Raw genomic sequence first — 18,577 nt, 5'->3', positions numbered from 1 at the left:
CTCAACCGAGGCGCGCATTCTACGCTTTCCTCATTTGCTGTCAAGCGTTTATTTTGAAGTTTTTTGCGAGAAACTCGTTTAGCTTCAAACACTTGACTCGCTGCGATCTCTCGTAGCGGGAGGCGAATAATACAGCGTTTTAAAACGCTGTCAACCACCTCTTTCAGCGCTTCCGATTGCTTTCTAAACGCTCAACCTGTTGATTAACAAGGAGTTTTTCGTTTCGACTGCGTCGGAAGTGGGGCGCATTATAAGGGGATTCGAGAGGCCGTCAACCGTTAATGTTCATTTAAATTGAAATAATGGCAAACACGGACCGTATCGAGGCCGCCAGGTGCCCGCCGCGATGCATTCAGCGGTTTGTAGATCGAGCGCCGCCCTCGCGGCGCATCGCGAGCAAGGCTCTCGCCTACCCGGTTGGTCTGCAAGGACGCCACTGGAAACAAAGCGGGGGAGGCCTTTCGGCCTCCCCCGCTGCTATCGCAACCCTTACAGGCTTGGGAACGCGAACTGCGAAGCCTCGTGGCTCGCACGCTGCGGCCAACGCTGGGTGATCGCCTTGCGACGGGTATAGAAGCGCACGCCATCCGGACCATAGGCGTGCAGGTCGCCGAACAGCGAACGCTTCCAGCCGCCGAAGCTGTGGTAAGCCACCGGCACCGGCAGCGGGACGTTGACGCCGACCATGCCCACTTCGATCTCGTCGCAGAACAGGCGTGCAGCTTCGCCGTCACGGGTGAAGATGCAGGTGCCGTTGCCATACTCGTGATCATTGATCAGCTGCATGGCCTGCTCCAGGCTGTTCACGCGCACGACGCACAACACCGGGCCGAAGATCTCTTCTTTATAGATGCGCATCTCTGGCGTCACGTTGTCGAACAGCGTGCCACCTACGAAGTAACCATCCTCATTGCCCGACACGCGGTAGCCACGGCCATCGACCACCAGTTTGGCACCAGCGGCAACGCCGTCGTCGATATAACCGACCACCTTGTCGCGAGCCGCAGCGGTTACCAGCGGGCCCATGTCCAGACCGCAAGCAGTGCCGGCACCAATCTTCAGTGCCTTGATCTGCGGCTCCAGTTTGGCAATCAGCGCATCGGCCACCTGGTCACCCACGCAGACCGCGACCGAAATCGCCATGCAACGCTCGCCGCACGAACCATACGCCGCGCCCATAAGTGCACTGACCGCGTTGTCCAGGTCGGCATCCGGCATCAGTACCGCATGGTTCTTGGCTCCGCCCAGCGCCTGCACACGCTTGCCGCGCTTGGTGCCTTCAGCGTAGATGTACTCGGCGATCGGGGTCGAACCCACGAAGCTCAGCGCCTTGACCTCAGGCGCCTCGATCAGCGCATCCACGGCTTCCTTGTCACCGTGGACCACGTTGAGGATGCCTTTTGGCAAACCGGCCTCAAGCAGCAACTGGGCAATGAACAGCGTGGAACTCGGGTCGCGCTCGGAGGGCTTGAGGATGAATGCGTTACCGCAAGCGATGGCCAATGGATACATCCACAGCGGAACCATGGCCGGGAAGTTGAATGGGGTGATACCGGCAACCACACCCAGCGGCTGGAAGTCGGACCAGGCATCGATATTCGGGCCAACGTTGCGGCTGTACTCGCCTTTCAACACTTCAGGGGCAGCACAAGCGAACTCCACGTTCTCGATACCGCGCTTCAGTTCACCAGCGGCGTCTTCCAGGGTCTTGCCGTGCTCTTCGCTGATCATCTGCGAGATCTTGGCTTCGTTCTGCTCCAGCAACTGCTTGAAGCGGAACATGACCTGAGCACGCTTGGCAGGCGGGGTGTTGCGCCAGGCCGGGAAGGCAGCCTTGGCCGAATCGATGGCTTGCTGAACGGTTGCACGACTGGCCAGCTCGACCTTTCGAACTGCCTGGCCAGTGGACGGGTTGAACACATCGGCAGTGCGCTCGCCTTTAGTAACCAGCTCGCCGTGGATCAGGTGCTGAACAATGCTCATGCATAACTCCAGATAAAGAGGGTTGAGCCAGGCGCGTGCTGAGCACGCGCCCTACGTCAAAGTCGGAAAGGTCAGTCGATCTGGTTCAGGGCTTCGCCTACCGCATCGAACAGGCTGTCCAGCTCCTGCGGCTTGGTGTTGAAGGTTGGCCCGAACTGCAGGGTGTCGCCCCCGAAGCGCACATAGAAGCCGGCTTTCCACAGTTTCATCGCCGCCTCGTACGGACGGACGATGGCATCGCCATCACGGGCAGCGATCTGGATCGCGCCAGCCAGGCCGTAGTTGCGGATATCGACGATATTCTTGGTGCCCTTGACGCCATGCAGCAGCTTCTCGAAGTGCGGCGCCAGCTCGGCAGCCGATTGCACCAGGTTTTCCTTCTGCAGCAAGTCGAGCGCGGCGATACCGGCGGCACAGGCCACTGGATGAGCCGAGTAGGTGTAGCCGTGTGGGAATTCCACGGCGTATTCCGGGGTCGGCTGGTTCATGAAGGTCTGGTAGATCTCGCTGCTGGCGATCACCGCGCCCATCGGGATGGCACCATTGGTGACCTGCTTGGCGATGCACATCAGGTCAGGGGTCACGCCGAAGGCCTCGGAGCCGGTCATGGCGCCCATGCGGCCGAAGCCGGTGATCACTTCGTCGAAGATCAGCAAGATGTTGTGCTGGGTGCAGATTTCGCGCAGACGCTTGAGATACCCCTTCGGTGGCGGCAACACGCCAGCCGAACCGGCCAGGGGCTCGACGATGACTGCGGCGATGTTCGAGGCATCGTGCAGTTCGATCAGCTTGAGCATCTCGTCGGCCAGGGCGATTCCGCCCTCCTCCGGCAAGCCCTTGGAGAAGGCGTTGGCCGGCAGCACGGTGTGAGGCAGGTGGTCGACGTCCAGCAGCTGGCCGAACATCTTGCGGTTGCCGTTGACGCCACCGAGGCTGGTGCCAGCGATGTTCACACCATGGTAGCCACGGGCGCGGCCGATGATCTTGGTCTTGGTGGCCTGGCCCTTCAGGCGCCAGTAGGCACGTACCATCTTCAGCGCGGTGTCGCAGCACTCGGAACCGGAGTTGGTATAGAAGACATGGTTCAGGTCGCCCGGGGTCAGCTCGGCGATTTTCTCAGCCAACTGGAACGACAGCGGGTGCCCGAACTGAAACGCGGGGGAGTAATCCAGGGTGCCGAGCTGACGTGCGACCGCCTCGGTGATTTCCTGACGCGTGTGACCGGCGCCGCAGGTCCACAGGCCCGACAGGGCGTCAAAAATCTTGCGGCCCTTGTCATCGGTCAGGTAGTTGCCCGATGCAGCCACGATCAGACGTGGGTCGCGCTGGAAGTTGCGGTTGGCGGTGTAAGGCATCCAGTGCGCATCCAGCTTGAGCTGGCTGGCCATTCCTGCAGGGGCGGTTTCCGGCATGTTCATCGGCGGTTCCTCGAGAGACGATTAGGCAACGATGGATGTTGTTGCAGCTAAGTTGGCACGGCGATAAAGTCTGAAAAAGCCAACATTTCTAATCTTCAGATTGAACAAGACTAAACTTATGAGCCGACGTCCCGACCCTCTCGCACAAGTCAGCGATTTCGACATTCGTCTGCTGAAGATCTACCGCAGCGTAGTCGAGTGCGGTGGTTTCTCTGCCGCCGAGAACGTCTTGGGCATCGGGCGCTCGGCCATCAGCCAGCAGATGAACGATCTGGAGCAACGCCTGGGCTTGCGCCTGTGCCAGCGCGGACGCGCCGGCTTCTCGCTTACCGAGGAGGGACGCGAGGTGTATCACTCGGCGCTGCAGTTGCTCAGCGCCCTGGAGACCTTTCGTACCGAGGTCAACGGGTTGCACCAGCACCTGCGTGGCGAGCTGAACATCGGCCTGACCGACAACCTGGTGACCCTGCCGCACATGCGCATCACCCACGCCCTGGCAGAACTGAAGGACCGGGGCCCCGACGTGCGCATCAACATCCGTATGATCGCCCCCAGCCAGGTCGAGCAGGGTGTGCTCGACGGCAGCCTGCATGTCGGCGTGGTACCGCAGACCAGCCCTCTTTCAGGATTGGAATACGAACCCCTGTACAGCGAGCGTTCGCTGCTTTATTGCGCGGTGGGGCACCCACTGTTCTACGCCGATGACCAGCAAATCGACGACGCACGCCTCAACAGCCAGGAAGCTATCGCCCCTACGTTCCGCCTGCCAAGCGACATCCAGGCTCACTATCAGGCCCTGCACTGCACCGCTAGTGCATCGGATCGCGAAGGCATGGCCTTTCTGATCCTGACCGGACGCTACATCGGCTACCTGCCCGACCACTACGCCAGCTTCTGGGTCCAGCAGGGCCGACTGCGCGCGCTGAAACCCGGCCAACGCTTCTATGACCTGAGCCTGAGCTGGGTGACCCGCAAGGGACGCCGGCCGAATCTGGTACTGGAAAGCTTCCTCGAAAGCCTGGCAGCGACGCGCTGATGCCTGTCTCTGACGCTAACGCTTGTCAGTTCGGCGCAGGAAGGTAATCTTGTCCGACAGCCGCAGCCACTGACCCGTACGGAATCGTCCATGACCCTTGAAGTCCCTGCGCATCGCCTCTCTGCCTCAGGCAAGCCCGCTGGCCGCATCCGCCAGAAAAACGAACAGGCCATCATCCAGGCAGCCGAAGACGAATTCGCGCGCCATGGTTTCAAAGGCACCAGCATGAATACCATCGCGCTGAAAGCCGGGCTGCCCAAGGCTAACCTGCATTATTACTTCACCAACAAGCTTGGCCTTTATATCGCGGTGCTCAGCAACATCATCGAGTTGTGGGACAGCACCTTCAACGCCCTCAGCGTCGATGACGACCCGGCTGTGGCGCTGAGCCAGTACATCCGCACCAAGATGGAGTTCTCCCGGCGCAACCCACAAGCGTCGAGAATCTTCGCCATGGAAGTGATCAGCGGCGGTACTTGCCTCACCGAGTATTTCAGCGCCGACTACCGTGAGTGGTTCCGAGGCCGGGCCGCGGTGTTCCAGGCCTGGATCGACGCCGGCAAGATGGACCCGGTCGATCCGGTACACCTGATCTTCCTGCTGTGGGGCAGCACCCAGCACTATGCCGACTTCGCCACACAGATCTGCCAGGTCACCGGCCGCAGCCGCCTGACCAAGCAAGACATGGAAGACGCCAGCAACAACCTTATCCACATCATTCTCAAGGGCTGCGGCATCACGCCGAGCGCCTCATAGCCACTTATGCCTTCTACCCTGCTTGACCTCTGCGAGTTTCGCGAGGAAATCCGCAAGAGCCGCTTCATCACCCTCGCCGGCCCCATCTCTAGCCCCGCCGAGGCGATGAGTTTCATCGAACGCCACAGCGACCTGGCCGCCACCCACAACTGCTGGGCCTGGAAACTGGGCGCGCAATACCGCAGCAGCGACGACGGCGAACCTGGCGGCACGGCCGGGCGGCCGATCCTGGCGGCCATCGAGGCGCAGGACTGCGACCAAGTGGTGGTGCTGGTCATTCGGTGGTACGGCGGTATCCAGCTCGGCACAGGCGGCCTGGCCCGGGCCTACGGCGGAGGTGCCAACAAATGCTTGCAACAAGCGCCGAAAAGGTTGTTGGTCCAACGCAGTGAATACACCTGCAGTTGCACCTTCAGCGAGCTGGCCTTGGTGAAACTGCGCCTGGCCGAAGTGGATGGGCTGGTGCTGGACGAACAGTTCACCGCCAATGGAGTCGACCTGCGCATCGCCGCAGGCCAGGCACACATACCCACCTTGCAGCAGCAACTGGCAGACCTGAGCCGCGGCCGGATCATTCTGGAAATCGGCTGAAGCTTGCTCACAACAACTGTGGGCCTGCCTGTGGATAAGCTATGAGCACTCCCCGGCAGCGCCCGTTATCAAAGGGCTCCAGCGCTTTGATCATATTTTGATCACCGTTTGATGACAGCTGCAAACGTCTGAAAGGTCAAGACTTATCCCCAGCACTTTGCCACCGGTCTCGAATCATACCCCGATCGGTTGCACACATTAACTGTGGAGCAGCCTGTGGATAACCCGTTAGCCAATGAGTGCAGTGCCCGGCGGCACACGGCCTGGCAAAGGTGGTCATTTTTTAACCAAATTCAGATCGGGCAGCTTCTGCCCGGCTGAATTATGCTCAATATCCCTCTCCTCCAACGCTCAAGGAGTCCCCAATGTCCCTTCAAAAAACCGCCCTTGTCATTGGCGCTTCGCGTGGACTGGGCCTAGGCCTGGTACAGCGTCTGCACGAAAAGGGCTGGAAGGTCATCGCAACGGTGCGTGATCCGCAGAAGGCCGACACACTGCGCCAGGTGCCCGGCGTACGCATCGAACAACTGGAGATGAACGACACCACCCAGCTCGATGCGCTCAAGCAAAGCCTTCAGGGTGAGGTGTTCGATCTTGTATTCGTCAATGCGGGCGTCATGGGGCCTCTGCCCCAGGATGTGGACGGCGTGCAGGCAGCCGATGTTGGCGACCTGTTCATGACCAATGCCGTTGCGCCCATCCGTGTCGCCCGCCGTTTGGTTGGCCAAGTGCGCGAAGGGAGCGGTGTACTGGCCTTCATGAGTTCGATCCTGGGCAGCGTGACCATTCCCGATGGCAGCGAACTGTGCTTGTACAAGGCCAGCAAGGCTGCGCTGAATTCGATGATCAACAGCTTCCTGGTGGTCGAGGCGCAGCGTCCCGATCTTTGCGTGCTGGCCATGCATCCGGGCTGGGTAAAAACCGACATGGGTGGCGAAAACGCCGAAATCGACGTGCTGACCAGCACCCGTGGCATGGTCGAGCAAATCGAAGCTCAACGTGGCAATGCCGGTCTGCGCTTCATCAACTACAAAGGCGAGAGCCTGACCTGGTGAATTGAAAGCCGCGAGGCGAGGCAGTAGACTCGGAGCCTCGCCCACGCGGCGGACCTGGATCAGCAGACAGGGCAACACTGAGCTGGCTAACCTGAACCCACTTTCAGAGGAGCCGGCACCATGCCTGCGACCCGTATCTGGTTGAAATCCCCCCTTGCCATCTTCACCGCCAACACCCTCGACGCCCGCGGCGGACTGGTGATCGAAGACGGCCGTATCCTCGAACTCCTGGCCCTTGGTGAAAGCCCCAGCCAACCTTGCGAGCAGGTTTTCGACGCCCGCGAGCACGTCGTGCTGCCCGGCCTGATCAATACCCACCACCACTTCTACCAAACCCTCACCCGGGCCTGGGCGCCAGTGGTGAACCAACCATTGTTCCCCTGGCTGAAGACCCTTTACCCGGTCTGGGCACGCTTGACACCGGCCAAGCTGGAACTGGCAAGCCAGGTAGCATTGGCAGAGTTGCTGCTGTCCGGTTGCACCACCGCCGCCGACCATCACTACCTGTTCCCCCAAGGCCTGGACAACGCCATCGACGTGCAGGTCGAGGCCGTGCGTAAGCTGGGCATGCGCGCCATGCTGACCCGAGGCTCAATGAGCCTGGGCGAAGCCGACGGGGGCCTGCCGCCTCAGCAGACGGTGCAACAAGGTGAAGTGATCCTGGCCGATAGCCAACGGCTTATCCACAGCTACCACGAGCGCGGTGATGGCGCGCAGATCCAGATCGCCCTGGCGCCTTGCTCGCCGTTCTCGGTCACCCCGGAAATCATGCGTGCCAGCGCAACCCTTGCCGAAGAGCTGGACGTGCGCCTGCACACGCACCTGGCCGAGACCCTCGACGAAGAAGACTTCTGCCTGCAGCGCTTTGGCCTGCGTACCGTCGACTACCTGGACAGCGTCGGCTGGCTCGGTCCGCGCACCTGGCTGGCCCATGGTATTCATTTCAACGGCGATGAAATGGCCCGCCTGGGCGCTGCAGGCACCGGTATCTGCCACTGCCCCAGCTCGAACATGCGCCTGGCATCGGGCATCTGTCCGACCGTGGAGCTCGAGACCTCCGGTGCTCCGGTGGGCCTGGGCGTGGACGGATCGGCGTCCAACGATGCCTCGAACATGATCCTGGAAGCTCGCCAGGCGCTTTACCTGCAGCGCCTGCGCTACGGTGCCGAACAGATCACCCCCGAACGCGCCCTCGGCTGGGCCACCCAAGGCTCCGCACGCCTGCTGGGCCGCCAGGATATCGGTGAGCTGGCCCCCGGCAGACAGGCCGACCTGGCCCTGTTCAAACTCGATGAGCTGCGCTTCTCAGGCAGCCACGACCCGCTCTCGGCGCTGCTGCTCTGCGGCGCCGACCGTGCCGACCGGGTCATGGTCGGCGGCCAGTGGCGCGTCATCGACGGCCAGATCGAGGGCCTGGACATCCAGGGCCTCATCGCCGACCACCGCCAGGCAGCCGCCCAACTGATCGCTGGTTGAGGCAACACAGGCCTGGCTGGGCGCATTGCCCGGCCAGGCCCTGTAGAATGGCGGCAACCGTACCTGATTGAGATAACCCCCTATGTATGAATGGTTGAACGCCCTGCCCAAGGCCGAACTGCACCTGCACCTTGAAGGATCGCTGGAGCCCGAACTGCTGTTCGCCCTGGCCGAGCGCAACAAGATCGCCCTGCCCTGGGGGGATGTGGAGGCGCTGCGCAGTGCCTATGCCTTCAACAACCTGCAAGAATTCCTCGACCTCTATTACCAAGGCGCGGACGTGCTACGCACCGAGCAGGACTTCTACGACCTGACCTGGGCTTACCTGCAACGCTGCAAAGCCCAGAACGTAATCCACACCGAGCCTTTCTTCGACCCACAGACCCACACCGACCGAGGTATCCCCTTCGAAGTGGTGCTCAATGGCATCAACCAGGCGCTCAAGGATGGCCGTGAGCAACTGGGGATTTCCAGCGGGCTGATCCTCAGCTTCCTGCGCCACCTCAGCGAGGAAGAAGCGCAAAAGACCCTCGACCAGGCCCTGCCATTCCGCGATGCGTTCATCGCTGTTGGCCTGGACAGCTCGGAGAAAGGCCACCCACCCAGCAAGTTCCAGCGCGTCTTCGACCGCGCCCGCGCCGAGGGCTTCTTGACCGTGGCACACGCAGGCGAGGAAGGCCCACCCGAGTACATCTGGGAAGCCATCGACCTGTTGAAGATCCAGCGTATCGACCATGGCGTACGCGCCATCGAGGACGAACGCCTGATGCAACGCATCATCGACGAACAGATTCCGCTCACCGTCTGCCCACTGTCGAACATCAAGCTTTGCGTGTTCGAACACATGGGCCAACACAACATCCTCGACATGCTGGAGCGCGGCGTGAAGGTCACGGTCAATTCGGATGACCCGGCCTACTTCGGCGGTTATGTCACCGAAAACTTCCATGCCCTGCACACACACTTGGGCATGACCGAAGACCAGGCCCGTCGCCTGGCGCAGAACAGCCTCGACGCCCGCCTCGTTCGCTGATCGACCACACCTGGCATTGCAGGTGGTTGATTACCCCACCTGCAACGTCTTCACCCGGGCAATCTGATTGATGTGCTGAATGCCCATGGCGGATATGTGCAACGCTCGTGTGCCTTTCGGCTCGCGAATCCACCCCGACTGCAGGAACAGCTTGAACATCGCCTGACCCAGGCTTCCGCCGATATGCGGCCCCTGGTCGCTCCATTCGTTGCAGTGACAGAGTGCGCTTGCGCGCTGCTGGCACGGCGCCAAGGCCTCGATATAGACGCCAATGGCGGCCAGTTCCGCCCGGCCCTGCTCGCTGACGAGCAACTGCTGCCCTGCCCCCTCCAGCCAGCCCGCGACCACCAGCCGATGGTACAGCTCGCTTGCCAGTTCTCCGCCAAGGTGATCGCCACAACGGCGTGCCCTGCGCATTGACAACGGTACCTGCAATGGCGCCGCCTTCGCCCCGGCGCCCCTGGCGCTTTCCAGTTGCACGCTGGCCAAGGCCTCGACCGCCGCCCCCACCTGGGGCGTCGCCAGCCGGAAGTAGCGCTTGCGCCCCCTGGCTTCCAACCTGAGCAACCCTGCCGAGGACAATAGGGAAAGGTGCGCGCACGCCGAGGATGAGGTCAGCCCAGTCATCACTGCCAGCTCATCGGCTGGCCGCGGTATGCCGTCTATCAACGCCCATAGCATGGCGCTGCGCTTAGGGTCTGCCATCAGGCCGGCGATCTGGCTTATGCTGCTGGCTGCTTTCATGTCCTGGTAACTCCCTGCAAGCTCACTTTGGTTTCCAATGGCCAACCGTGGCAACACGCATCACCAGCACTTCGTCTGCCCCCCCTGGCAGGGAAACATGACTCACTGCCGCTGGCCCCGCCGCCAGTATATGCCCGGCAAACACTCATTCAGGATTGCCAGGTACGGGGGCCGTGCCGTGGGTGCACCGACCCTGGAAACCCCTGGGTTATCCACAGCAGACCCGGTCAGCGCCTGATGGGGCGTGACAAAACCGCAAGCTAGAAGGATTACAGACGAAGCTGGAGGAAAGATCGCCCGCTGCCTTCGCAGATACTGCCGACAACAGGCTTCCCAAAGTAGCGCAAACAAAAGCGAAGGTTCGACATGATTCCAGGCATTGCACCTGGCATTGCAAGGGGCACGGAGGTGGCACCTCAGGACCGTCAGTCAGGACACCATAGCCGGTCATGGCATGCGCTCGGCACAGCGCTACACTGATCCGGCCCCCTCAGAGGTATGCCGCGATGAAGATTGTCGTCACTGCATCAAGCCGAAACCCCAACTGCCCTTGGCAGGTTCAACTCGATCAGCACAAGGTGAGTTTCCGCAGTGAAGCCGAGGCGCGTGCCTTCGTCGCCACGTTGGAAACCCGCCTGAAGGCACCTCACACGCTCATGCCGGACGCCTGGCCTGCAAGTACCGGGTCAGCAGCGCGACACTGACCACCAGTGCGCCACACAAGCTGATCACCATGGCCATCGGTACCGCGCTGCCATCATGCAACAGCCCGACCAGTGCCGCCGCGCCTGCGGCGACACTGAACTGCAAGCACCCCATCAGGGCCGAGGCGCTGCCTGCCCGCGCGCCCTGACCGTTCATGGCGCAAGCCGACGCATTGGGAATGATGCACCCCAGGCTGGCAATGCACACGAACAAAGGCACCAGCAGCGGCCACAACTGCGTCGGCCGCGTGGCCGCCACGCCCAGCAACACCAAACCTGCCGCCAGATACATCCAGACGGCGCGCACCAGCAGGAAGGCAGGACCACGCTTGGCCAGCAAGCGGGCATTGACCTGTGCAACCAGGATGAAGCCCGCGGCGTTGGCACCGAAGAACCAGCCGTAATGCTCGGCAGGCACGCCGTAGAGCTTGATGAATACGAACGGAGAACCTGCAATGTAGGCGAACATCCCAGCGATGGCGATGCCTCCCGTCAGGGCATGCCCCAGGAACACCCGGTCGCTGAGCAACCGGAAATACTGACGCAAGGCGCCAGACAGCGGCTGCCGGGGTATGTGCGCAGGCAGGCTTTCCGGCAGGCCCATGCCAACTGCCAGCAGGCAGGCCGCGCTGAACAGGCTCAAGGTCAGGAAGATTGACTGCCAGCCGGCAAGGTTCACCAGCACCCCACCGAGCATCGGCGCAAGGATCGGTGCCAGGCCCATGACCAACATCAACTGCGAGAACACCTTGGCCGACGCCACCGCATCGCACTTGTCGCTGACGATGGCGCGCGACAGGACCATACCGGCACAGCCCCCCAACGCTTGGACGAAACGCGCCAGGATCAGCGTGTCGAGGTTGGGCGCGAACGCGCAGGCCAAGGACGCAACGGTGAACAACGCCACACCGAACAGCAGCGGTTTGCGCCGGCCAAAGCGGTCGGCGACCGGGCCGTAGGCCAACTGGCCGATGGACAGCCCGAGGAAATAGGCCGCCAGGGTAGTCTGGACATGTTGTTCATCGGTGGCGAAAGCCTGCGCCATGGCCGGGAAGGCGGGCAGGTAGAAGTCGATCGCCAAGGGCCCGAACGCACTCAATGCGCCCAGGATCAGCACCATTCTCAGGTTCATCAGGAATCCATAGCAGGCTAAGCAAGCGCGTAAGTCTACCTGCTGCGGATGGCCTGAGTATGAAAACATTTGCAACAATAACCCGGCGATTTGGCGTCGATTACTCTGTGTTGTCGCTGGCAGGCCGCCTCCAGGGTGGGGCGCGGTGCGCCCCCATCCTCACGCCATCTCGGCCTGATAACCCTCTTCGCGGATCGCTTGCAGAATCCGTTCGCTCCCCAGCTCGCTCTGCACACGCACCTGCTTGCCAGCCAGGTCGACTTCAACACGCGCCTGTGGGTCCTGTTCCTGCACCGCTCGGGTCACCGCTTTCACGCAGTGGCCGCAGGTCATGCCTTGTACGTTGAACACTTGCATCGAGGTTACCTCCTTTCAGGATTTGCCTCAGTTTCAACCTTGCCATCGGGTCAAGGTCAAGTTCTGCGGTAAACGGCCGGGCTGGAAATCTGCCTTGACCTCGGCCAAGCTGCGCCTTTGATGATTTGGCAAGTAGGAGATTTCTCATGTTCAGGGCAGCAGTGGGCGTTGTCGGGTTGCTGGGCGCATTGGCCGCCACGCCCCCCGCTTACGCCGAGGGCAACTCGGACTACAGCGTGTTGATCATTTCCCGCGAGCGCCTGGAGGTGGCCACCAGCTGCGAAATCGGCATCTACCTCAACGATCAGCTCTCTGGACGTGTATTCCAGGAACAATCGACCTCCTTCAACCTGCCACCCGGCCCGGTGGACGTGCGCTTGCGTCTGTTGCCAGGGCAAGCGCCTGGCTGCGCCCCGGGTATCGAGGACCAACGCAGCACCCGCTTGAACCTGCAGGCTGGGCAGATCAACAAATACCGCATCGCCATGGGGCACAATGGGTTTGAGTTGAAGCGAGCCGGCCTGGGCTATTGACCTTCCCCACGTGGCAAGGTTGATGCTGGAGGCCAGTCCAAGGAGTGAGCCATGCCCGCATCCACCACGTTCGACCTGCCGATCTCCGGCATGACCTGTGCCAGCTGTGCTGGCCGTGTCGAGCGCGCCCTGCGCAAAGTCGCTGGCGCTGAACAGGTCAGTGTCAACCTCGCCACCGAACAGGCCCGCGTCCTCGCGCCGGCCGACAGCCTGCACGCCCTGGTCGACGCCGTGCGCGAAGCAGGCTATGCCGTCCCTACCCGTACCGTAGAGCTGGAAATCAGCGGCATGACCTGCGCCAGTTGCGTAGGCCGTGTCGAGCGCGCCTTGGGCAAACTGCCAGGCGTCGAGGAGGTCAGCGTCAACCTGGCCAGTGAGCGAGCCCATCTGCGTGTGCTGCAGGCGCTGGATGATCGCCAACTGATCGAGGCGGTGGAGAAAGCCGGCTACAGTGCCCGCCTGCCCCAGGCCGGCGCGGATGAGCAGAGCGATGCGCTCCACCCTCTGCGCAAGGAGCGTTTGGCGGTCGGCCTGGCACTATTGCTCGCCCTGCCCCTGGTAGTACCGATGCTGGTGCAGCCATTCGGCATTCACTGGATGCTGCCTGCCTGGGTGCAGTTCCTGCTCGCCACACCGGTGCAGTTCGTCCTCGGCGCACGTTTCTACGTAGCCGCCTGGAAAGCCGTTCGCGCCGGCACTGGCAACATGGACCTGCTGGTGGCGCTGGGCACCAGCGCCGGTTATGGGCTGAGCCTGTACCAGTGGGCGAATGCCTCGGGGGAAATGGCGCCGCATCTGTACTTCGAGGCCTCGGCGGTGGTGATTGCCCTGGTGCTGTTGGGCAAGTACCTGGAAAGCCGCGCCAAACGCCAGACCGCCAGCGCCATCCGCGCCCTCGAAGCCTTGCGCCCCGACCGCGCCGTACGATGGGTCGATGGCCTGGAGCAAGACGTGGCTATCGACCAGTTGCGCATCGACGACCTGGTCGTGGTCAAACCTGGCGAACGCTTCCCGGTCGATGGCCTGGTGGAGGACGGCAGCAGCCATGCCGACGAGGCCCTGATCAGTGGCGAAAGCCTGCCGGTGCCCAAACAGCCAGGCGATACAGTCACCGGAGGTGCCATCAACGGTGAAGGCCGCTTGCTGGTACGCACCCAGGCACTGGGCACGGAAACCGTACTGGCCCGGATCATCCGTCTGGTCGAAGACGCCCAGGCGGCCAAGGCCCCTATCCAGAAGCTGGTGGACCGCGTCAGCCAGGTGTTCGTCCCAGCGGTGCTGGTGCTGGCACTGATCACGCTGGTGGGCTGGTGGTTGGCCGGTGCGCCGCTGGAAACCGCGCTGATCAATGCCGTCGCGGTGCTGGTCATCGCCTGCCCTTGCGCCTTGGGCCTGGCCACGCCAGCGGCGATCATGGCCGGCACCGGTGTCGCTGCCCGAAATGGCATCCTGATCAAAGACGCCGAAGCCCTGGAGCGTGCCCATGCGGTCAACCGCGTGGTGTTCGACAAGACCGGTACCCTGACATCCGGCAGCCCCCGTGTCGTCCATAGCCAGGCGCTGGTCGGGGACAGCGCAGAACTGCACCGCCTGGCCGGCGCCCTGCAACGCGGCAGCGAACACCCCTTGGCCAAGGCTGTGCTGCAGGCCTGCGCCGAGCAGAATCTGGATGTTCCGACAGTGACCAACAGCCAGTCCCTGACCGGGCGCGGTATCGCCGGGCAGGTACAAGGCCGCGAACTGGCCCTGGGTAACCGACGCCTGCTCGATGAAAGCGGCCTGCAGCCCGGCGCACTGGCCACCCAGGCCCAGGCTTGGGAAACCGAAGGCCGTACCTTGTCGTGGCTCATCGAGCGCGGCGAACAGCCCCGTGTCATTGGCCTGTTCGCCTTCGGTGACAGCCTCAAGCCCGGCGCCGAACTGGCCGTCGCGGCCCTACGGGCACGCCACATCAGCAGCCATTTGCTGACCGGTGATAACCGTGGCAGCGCCAAGGTGGTCGCCGCTGCCCTTGGCATCGATGACGTTCACGCCGAAGTGCTGCCAGCCGACAAAGCCGCCACTGTCGCCGCACTCAAGCAGGATGGCGTGGTGGCGATGGTAGGCGATGGCATCAACGACGCGCCGGCCCTGGCCGCCGCCGATATCGGCATCGCCATGGGCGGTGGCACCGATGTCGCCATGCAGGCGGCCGGCATCACCTTGATGCGTGGCGACCCGCGCCTGGTGCCCGCTGCCCTGGAAATCAGCCGCAAGACCTACGCCAAGATTCGCCAGAACCTGTTCTGGGCCTTTATCTACAACCTCATCGGCATTCCGCTGGCAGCGCTGGGCTACCTCAATCCGGTACTGGCCGGCGCCGCCATGGCGCTGTCGAGCGTCAGCGTGGTCAGCAATGCCCTTTGGCTGAAAACCTGGAAACCCACCACCACCTCGCAGGAGGCCCAATGAACATCGGCCAGGCCGCCCGCCGCAGCGGGCTCAGCACCAAGATGATTCGCTACTACGAGTCCATCGGCCTGCTCAAGCCCGCTACCCGCAGCGACAGTGGCTATCGCCTGTACCACCAGGACGACCTGCACCGCCTGGCCTTCATCAAACGCTCACGCGACCTGGGCTTCTCGCTGGACGAAGTCGCCAAGCTGCTGACCCTGTGGCAAGACCGCCAACGCGCCAGTGCCGATGTGAAGGCCCTGGCCATGCAACACATCGACGAACTGAACCGCCGGATCGAAGAGTTGGTCAGCCTGCGCGATACCCTCGATGAGCTGGTCGCGCACTGCCAGGGCGACGACCGGCCAGACTGCCCAATACTCAAGGATCTGGCCAACGGTGGCGCTTGCTGCCCCTGAAAGCACACCGCTGCTGGCATTTTGGTATGCCATATTAGCCTAAACCCGACCGAATAGTCGCCAAATACGACTTTATCCAATAAATACGGGGGTTTCCCCTCAAAAAGCCGACGCTCCTGCCGATACAACGCTTACTGCCTCGTGTGTCGATAAAGAAAAAAATTCCGGGAGCGTCGATGAACATCAAACAGAAACTGACCTGGGCATTCGCGGTCATCGCCGCCTTGCCCATTGTGCTGGTAGCCACGTTAGTGGTCCTGAACCTGCGAGGCGAAGCCCGCGAAGGTTTCCTCGACGGCAGTAGCCGGGAAATCCGCCAGGTCAGCAATGCGATGAATATCTTCTTCCAGGGCATCGACCAAAACGTGGAGTTTCTGGCCGCGCAGCCCATGGTAGCCGCGACCGGTAACGAGCTGAACAAGTTCATGAGTGCCAATCCGTCCTATGAACTGGGTGCACAGGCGCAGCAGCTGCTCGACTTTTTCACCCGTCTGGCTGACGCTCACCCTGGCTACGCCTACATCTCCTACGGCGTCAGCGACGGCGGCTATGTCGGTTGGCCTGCCGGCCAGAAGTTCGTCAACTACGACCCACGCCCACGCCCGTGGTACCAGCAGGCCATGGCCAACCCCGGCAAGACCGTACGCACCGGGGCCTATTACTGGGCTCCCGACGATGCCGTGCTGGTCAGCACCGTACGCGCTGTCGCCAACAAACTGGGCAACCCAGGCGGTGTGGTCAACATCGACGTCTCGCTCAAAGGCCTGACCGAGATCGTCAAGCAGATCAAAGTGGGCGAAAGCGGTTACCTGATGCTGGTGGAAAGCAACGGTAACGTGATGGTCGACCCGCGCGATGCCAGCCACAACTTCAAACAACTGGCCAGCTTTGGTGACGGCTACGCCGAACTGGCCAAGGCCGGCAAAGGCCTGGTGGAGATCGAGCTCAACGGCACCCGCTACATGGCCAACGTCTACCCGGACGAAAAGCTGGGCTGGACTTTCATCGGCCTGATCGAACAAAGCGAAGTGATGCAGACCACTACCCGCCTGACTTGGCTGATCGGCACCATCGCCCTGGTGCTGGCGGCGCTGTTCGCGGTCGTCGGCGCGGCGTTCGCCAAGCTCATCGTGCGCCCGATCAACAGCGTGACCAGCGGTCTGGAAGACATCGCCCAGGGCGAAGGCGACCTGACCCGGAACCTGGAAATCCGCGGCCGCGACGAAACCGCACAACTGGCCAGCTGGTTCAACCAGTTCCTCGGCGCGATCCGCAGCCTGATTCAGCACATCGGTGCCGCCGCCGCCAAGATTCTCAGCACCTCCAGCAGTTCCACCCGGGTTTCCAGCGACATGGCCGAAGCCGCCGGGCGCCAGCGTGAAGCCGTGGACATGGTGTCCACCGCCTTCCACGAAATGGTCGCGACCGCCAACGAAGTGGCCCGCTCGTGCAGCCAGGCCGCGCAATCGGCCGACAGCGGCCAGCAGCAAGCGCGTGAAGGCCAGCAGCAGATCGATGCGGCGGTGCACAGCGTCGATCGCCTGAGCCAGGAGATCGAGCAGTCGGCGCAGTCGATCCAGCAACTGGAGCGTGACAGCAACGCCATTCAGTCGATCCTCGGCACCATCCGCTCGATTGCCGAGCAGACCAACCTGCTGGCCCTCAACGCCGCCATCGAGGCCGCGCGTGCCGGCGAGCAGGGCCGTGGTTTCGCCGTGGTCGCCGACGAAGTACGGGCCCTGGCCAAGCGCACCGCCGATTCCACCGCTGAGATCGACGGCCTGCTGGGCAACCTGGCCAGCCGTACCGCCGAGGTGGCCGAGCAGATGCACGCCAGCCTGGAGGTGTCGCAGCAGTCGGTCAGCCGGATCGGGCTGGCCCGCGACAGCTTTGGCCAGATTCGCGAGTCGGTGGACATCATCCGCGACATGAATACCCAGATCGCGACGGCAGCGGAAGAGCAGCACCAAGTGGCAGAGGACATCAACCGCCACATCAGCCAGATCCATGGCGATGCGCAACTGGTGGCCGAGCTGGCCCAAGCCGCCCGTCAGGACTCCGAGAGCCTGGCCGGCCTTTCCAACGAGCTGGATGCGCTGGTACGCCGCTTCCGCACCTGACCGCTAGAGCCGCAACTCGCCGGGGGTCGACCCGAACAGCTGCTTGAAGGCGGCGATGTAGGCTGAGGTGGAGTCATAACCACAGCCCAGCGCCGCCTCGGTCACACTCTCTCCCGCTTCCAGCAGGGCCAGGGACGACAACAGGCGCATGCGCTGGCGCCAGTTGCGAAAGCTCAGGCCCGTCTCCCGCTGGAACAGGCGCATCAGGGTTTTCTCCGAACACGCCAGCTGTCTGGCCCATTCCTGCAGGGTCTGCGGCTGCTCGGGTGTGGCGATCAGGCCGTTGCACAAGGCCAGCAGCCCGGGATGACGCGGCAACGGCAGTGAGAACCCAACCTCAGGCAATGTACGCAACTGATCGAGTAGCACAGACACCAGCCGTGCTTCGGGACTGTCGCCTTCGGGGTAATCCACGGGGAACAGGCAGAACTGCTTGATGAGTTCACGCGCCAGCGGCGTCACTTCCAGGACCCGGCACTGCGTCGGCGCCCACGGGCAGGCATCGCGGCGCACATAAAGGCTGCGCATTTCAGCCTGCATCGAGGTAACGACTTCGTGTTCGGCATCAGCGGGAATCCACACGCCCCATTGCGGCGGCGCGAAATAGCTGCCATCCGCGGTGTAGACGCCGAGCACTCCGCTGATGGCATAGGAGAACTGCACCCAGTCATGGCGGTGCCGCGTGGTCCAGGAGCCGGCGCCAAGGCTTTCGGCACGGGCGTAGAGCGGCCTGGGCAGGTGATCCAGCACTGGGATGGGGCGTGGGTGTCCGATGGTCGGCATGTGG

The 18,577-nt window shown here is 62.5% G+C and carries 17 protein-coding genes and 1 pseudogene; 12 read left to right on the top strand and 6 right to left on the bottom strand.

Features of this window, described 5'->3' with window-relative positions; all coding sequences use genetic code 11:
• Positions 1-489: 489 nt before the first annotated feature.
• Together H620_RS0113820 and aptA are read right to left on the bottom strand one after the other, a co-directional pair.
• Positions 490-1,983, bottom strand: coding sequence for a CoA-acylating methylmalonate-semialdehyde dehydrogenase (locus tag H620_RS0113820; RefSeq protein ID WP_023382475.1), 1,494 nt, complete (start codon positions 1,981-1,983; stop codon positions 490-492).
• A 71-nt stretch (positions 1,984-2,054) separates the two neighbouring features.
• Positions 2,055-3,401, bottom strand: coding sequence for an omega-aminotransferase AptA (gene aptA, locus H620_RS0113815; protein ID WP_023382476.1), 1,347 nt, complete (start codon positions 3,399-3,401; stop codon positions 2,055-2,057).
• Between the two features lie 118 nt (positions 3,402-3,519).
• Here aptA and H620_RS0113810 point away from each other — a divergent pair, with 118 nt between their 5' ends.
• The 6 genes from H620_RS0113810 to H620_RS0113785 all read left to right on the top strand — a co-directional run bounded on the left by H620_RS0113810 (position 3,520) and on the right by H620_RS0113785 (position 9,348).
• Complete coding sequence (locus H620_RS0113810; RefSeq protein ID WP_023382477.1) at positions 3,520-4,437, top strand: LysR family transcriptional regulator; 918 nt, start codon at positions 3,520-3,522, stop codon at positions 4,435-4,437.
• A 90-nt stretch (positions 4,438-4,527) separates the two neighbouring features.
• Entirely contained in the window at positions 4,528-5,193 is a 666-nt protein-coding gene (locus H620_RS0113805) for a TetR/AcrR family transcriptional regulator (RefSeq protein WP_023382478.1), read from the top strand.
• Between the two features lie 6 nt (positions 5,194-5,199).
• On the top strand, positions 5,200-5,784 hold the full coding sequence (locus H620_RS0113800) for an IMPACT family protein (RefSeq protein ID WP_023382479.1): 585 nt from the start codon (positions 5,200-5,202) through the stop codon (positions 5,782-5,784).
• A gap of 365 nt (positions 5,785-6,149) precedes the next feature.
• Positions 6,150-6,839 carry an SDR family oxidoreductase gene (locus H620_RS0113795; protein WP_023382480.1) on the top strand — a complete coding sequence of 230 codons (690 nt, stop codon included), beginning with the start codon at positions 6,150-6,152 and terminating at the stop codon, positions 6,837-6,839.
• Positions 6,840-6,959: 120 nt separating this feature from the next.
• Positions 6,960-8,315, top strand: coding sequence for an 8-oxoguanine deaminase (locus H620_RS0113790; protein WP_027907510.1), 1,356 nt, complete (start codon positions 6,960-6,962; stop codon positions 8,313-8,315).
• 82 nt (positions 8,316-8,397) lie between these two features.
• A complete protein-coding gene (locus H620_RS0113785) occupies positions 8,398-9,348 on the top strand; it encodes an adenosine deaminase (RefSeq protein WP_023382482.1) in 951 nt (316 codons plus the stop codon).
• 30 nt (positions 9,349-9,378) lie between these two features.
• Here H620_RS0113785 and H620_RS0113780 read toward each other — a convergent pair whose 3' ends face one another.
• Positions 9,379-10,092 carry an ArsR/SmtB family transcription factor gene (locus H620_RS0113780; protein ID WP_027907509.1) on the bottom strand — a complete coding sequence of 238 codons (714 nt, stop codon included), beginning with the start codon at positions 10,090-10,092 and terminating at the stop codon, positions 9,379-9,381.
• A gap of 506 nt (positions 10,093-10,598) precedes the next feature.
• Here H620_RS0113780 and H620_RS27440 point away from each other — a divergent pair.
• Positions 10,599-10,796: a hypothetical protein gene (locus H620_RS27440; RefSeq protein ID WP_081669694.1), complete on the top strand. Its 198-nt coding sequence runs from the start codon at positions 10,599-10,601 to the stop codon at positions 10,794-10,796.
• Here H620_RS27440 and H620_RS0113775 read toward each other — a convergent pair.
• Together H620_RS0113775 and H620_RS0113770 are read right to left on the bottom strand one after the other, a co-directional pair.
• On the bottom strand, positions 10,747-11,928 hold the full coding sequence (locus tag H620_RS0113775) for a multidrug effflux MFS transporter (protein ID WP_023382485.1): 1,182 nt from the start codon (positions 11,926-11,928) through the stop codon (positions 10,747-10,749). The two genes, H620_RS27440 and H620_RS0113775, sit on opposite strands and share 50 nt — an antisense overlap.
• Before the next feature lie 159 nt (positions 11,929-12,087).
• Positions 12,088-12,285: a heavy-metal-associated domain-containing protein gene (locus H620_RS0113770; protein WP_023382486.1), complete on the bottom strand. Its 198-nt coding sequence runs from the start codon at positions 12,283-12,285 to the stop codon at positions 12,088-12,090.
• A gap of 146 nt (positions 12,286-12,431) precedes the next feature.
• On the opposite strand from H620_RS0113770, the gene H620_RS0113765 reads away from it, so the two are divergent.
• The 5 genes and pseudogenes from H620_RS0113765 to H620_RS27825 all read left to right on the top strand — a co-directional run bounded on the left by H620_RS0113765 (position 12,432) and on the right by H620_RS27825 (position 17,790).
• On the top strand, positions 12,432-12,818 hold the full coding sequence (locus H620_RS0113765) for a hypothetical protein (protein ID WP_027907508.1): 387 nt from the start codon (positions 12,432-12,434) through the stop codon (positions 12,816-12,818).
• A 51-nt stretch (positions 12,819-12,869) separates the two neighbouring features.
• On the top strand, positions 12,870-15,269 hold the full coding sequence (locus H620_RS0113760; protein WP_027907507.1) for a heavy metal translocating P-type ATPase: 2,400 nt from the start codon (positions 12,870-12,872) through the stop codon (positions 15,267-15,269).
• Positions 15,266-15,670 carry a Cu(I)-responsive transcriptional regulator gene (cueR, locus tag H620_RS0113755; RefSeq protein ID WP_023382489.1) on the top strand — a complete coding sequence of 135 codons (405 nt, stop codon included), beginning with the start codon at positions 15,266-15,268 and terminating at the stop codon, positions 15,668-15,670. Before H620_RS0113760 ends, cueR begins: the two co-directional genes overlap by 4 nt.
• A 176-nt stretch (positions 15,671-15,846) precedes the next feature.
• Positions 15,847-16,932: pseudogene (locus H620_RS27830) on the top strand (HAMP domain-containing protein); the annotation flags it as partial.
• 90 nt (positions 16,933-17,022) lie between these two features.
• Positions 17,023-17,790, top strand: coding sequence for a methyl-accepting chemotaxis protein (locus H620_RS27825; RefSeq protein WP_371919400.1), 768 nt, complete (start codon positions 17,023-17,025; stop codon positions 17,788-17,790).
• Positions 17,791-17,793: 3 nt separating this feature from the next.
• On the opposite strand, the gene H620_RS0113745 is transcribed toward H620_RS27825, so the two are convergent.
• Positions 17,794-18,573: an AraC family transcriptional regulator gene (locus H620_RS0113745; RefSeq protein ID WP_023382491.1), complete on the bottom strand. Its 780-nt coding sequence runs from the start codon at positions 18,571-18,573 to the stop codon at positions 17,794-17,796.
• Positions 18,574-18,577: the final 4 nt, after the last annotated feature.

This window comes from Pseudomonas taiwanensis DSM 21245, assembly GCF_000425785.1.
In the GTDB taxonomy this organism is placed as follows: Bacteria; Pseudomonadota; Gammaproteobacteria; order Pseudomonadales; family Pseudomonadaceae; genus Aquipseudomonas; species Aquipseudomonas taiwanensis.
Note: the sequence above shows the minus strand (reverse complement) of the source record. Positions and strands in the feature narration are given on the sequence as shown.

Bases quoted from the DNA above. Each gene is read 5' to 3' on its own strand.
- H620_RS0113820 (WP_023382475.1), bottom strand. From the start codon at position 1,983: ATGAGCATTGTTCAGCACCTGATCCACGGCGAGCTGGTTACTAAAGGC.
- aptA (WP_023382476.1), bottom strand. From the start codon at position 3,401: ATGAACATGCCGGAAACCGCCCCTGCAGGAATGGCCAGCCAGCTCAAG.
- H620_RS0113810 (WP_023382477.1), top strand. From the start codon at position 3,520: ATGAGCCGACGTCCCGACCCTCTCGCACAAGTCAGCGATTTCGACATT.
- H620_RS0113805 (WP_023382478.1), top strand. From the start codon at position 4,528: ATGACCCTTGAAGTCCCTGCGCATCGCCTCTCTGCCTCAGGCAAGCCC.
- H620_RS0113800 (WP_023382479.1), top strand. From the start codon at position 5,200: ATGCCTTCTACCCTGCTTGACCTCTGCGAGTTTCGCGAGGAAATCCGC.
- H620_RS0113795 (WP_023382480.1), top strand. From the start codon at position 6,150: ATGTCCCTTCAAAAAACCGCCCTTGTCATTGGCGCTTCGCGTGGACTG.
- H620_RS0113790 (WP_027907510.1), top strand. From the start codon at position 6,960: ATGCCTGCGACCCGTATCTGGTTGAAATCCCCCCTTGCCATCTTCACC.
- H620_RS0113785 (WP_023382482.1), top strand. From the start codon at position 8,398: ATGTATGAATGGTTGAACGCCCTGCCCAAGGCCGAACTGCACCTGCAC.
- H620_RS0113780 (WP_027907509.1), bottom strand. From the start codon at position 10,092: ATGAAAGCAGCCAGCAGCATAAGCCAGATCGCCGGCCTGATGGCAGAC.
- H620_RS27440 (WP_081669694.1), top strand. From the start codon at position 10,599: ATGAAGATTGTCGTCACTGCATCAAGCCGAAACCCCAACTGCCCTTGG.
- H620_RS0113775 (WP_023382485.1), bottom strand. From the start codon at position 11,928: ATGAACCTGAGAATGGTGCTGATCCTGGGCGCATTGAGTGCGTTCGGG.
- H620_RS0113770 (WP_023382486.1), bottom strand. From the start codon at position 12,285: ATGCAAGTGTTCAACGTACAAGGCATGACCTGCGGCCACTGCGTGAAA.
- H620_RS0113765 (WP_027907508.1), top strand. From the start codon at position 12,432: ATGTTCAGGGCAGCAGTGGGCGTTGTCGGGTTGCTGGGCGCATTGGCC.
- H620_RS0113760 (WP_027907507.1), top strand. From the start codon at position 12,870: ATGCCCGCATCCACCACGTTCGACCTGCCGATCTCCGGCATGACCTGT.
- cueR (WP_023382489.1), top strand. From the start codon at position 15,266: ATGAACATCGGCCAGGCCGCCCGCCGCAGCGGGCTCAGCACCAAGATG.
- H620_RS27825 (WP_371919400.1), top strand. From the start codon at position 17,023: ATGGCCGAAGCCGCCGGGCGCCAGCGTGAAGCCGTGGACATGGTGTCC.
- H620_RS0113745 (WP_023382491.1), bottom strand. From the start codon at position 18,573: ATGCCGACCATCGGACACCCACGCCCCATCCCAGTGCTGGATCACCTG.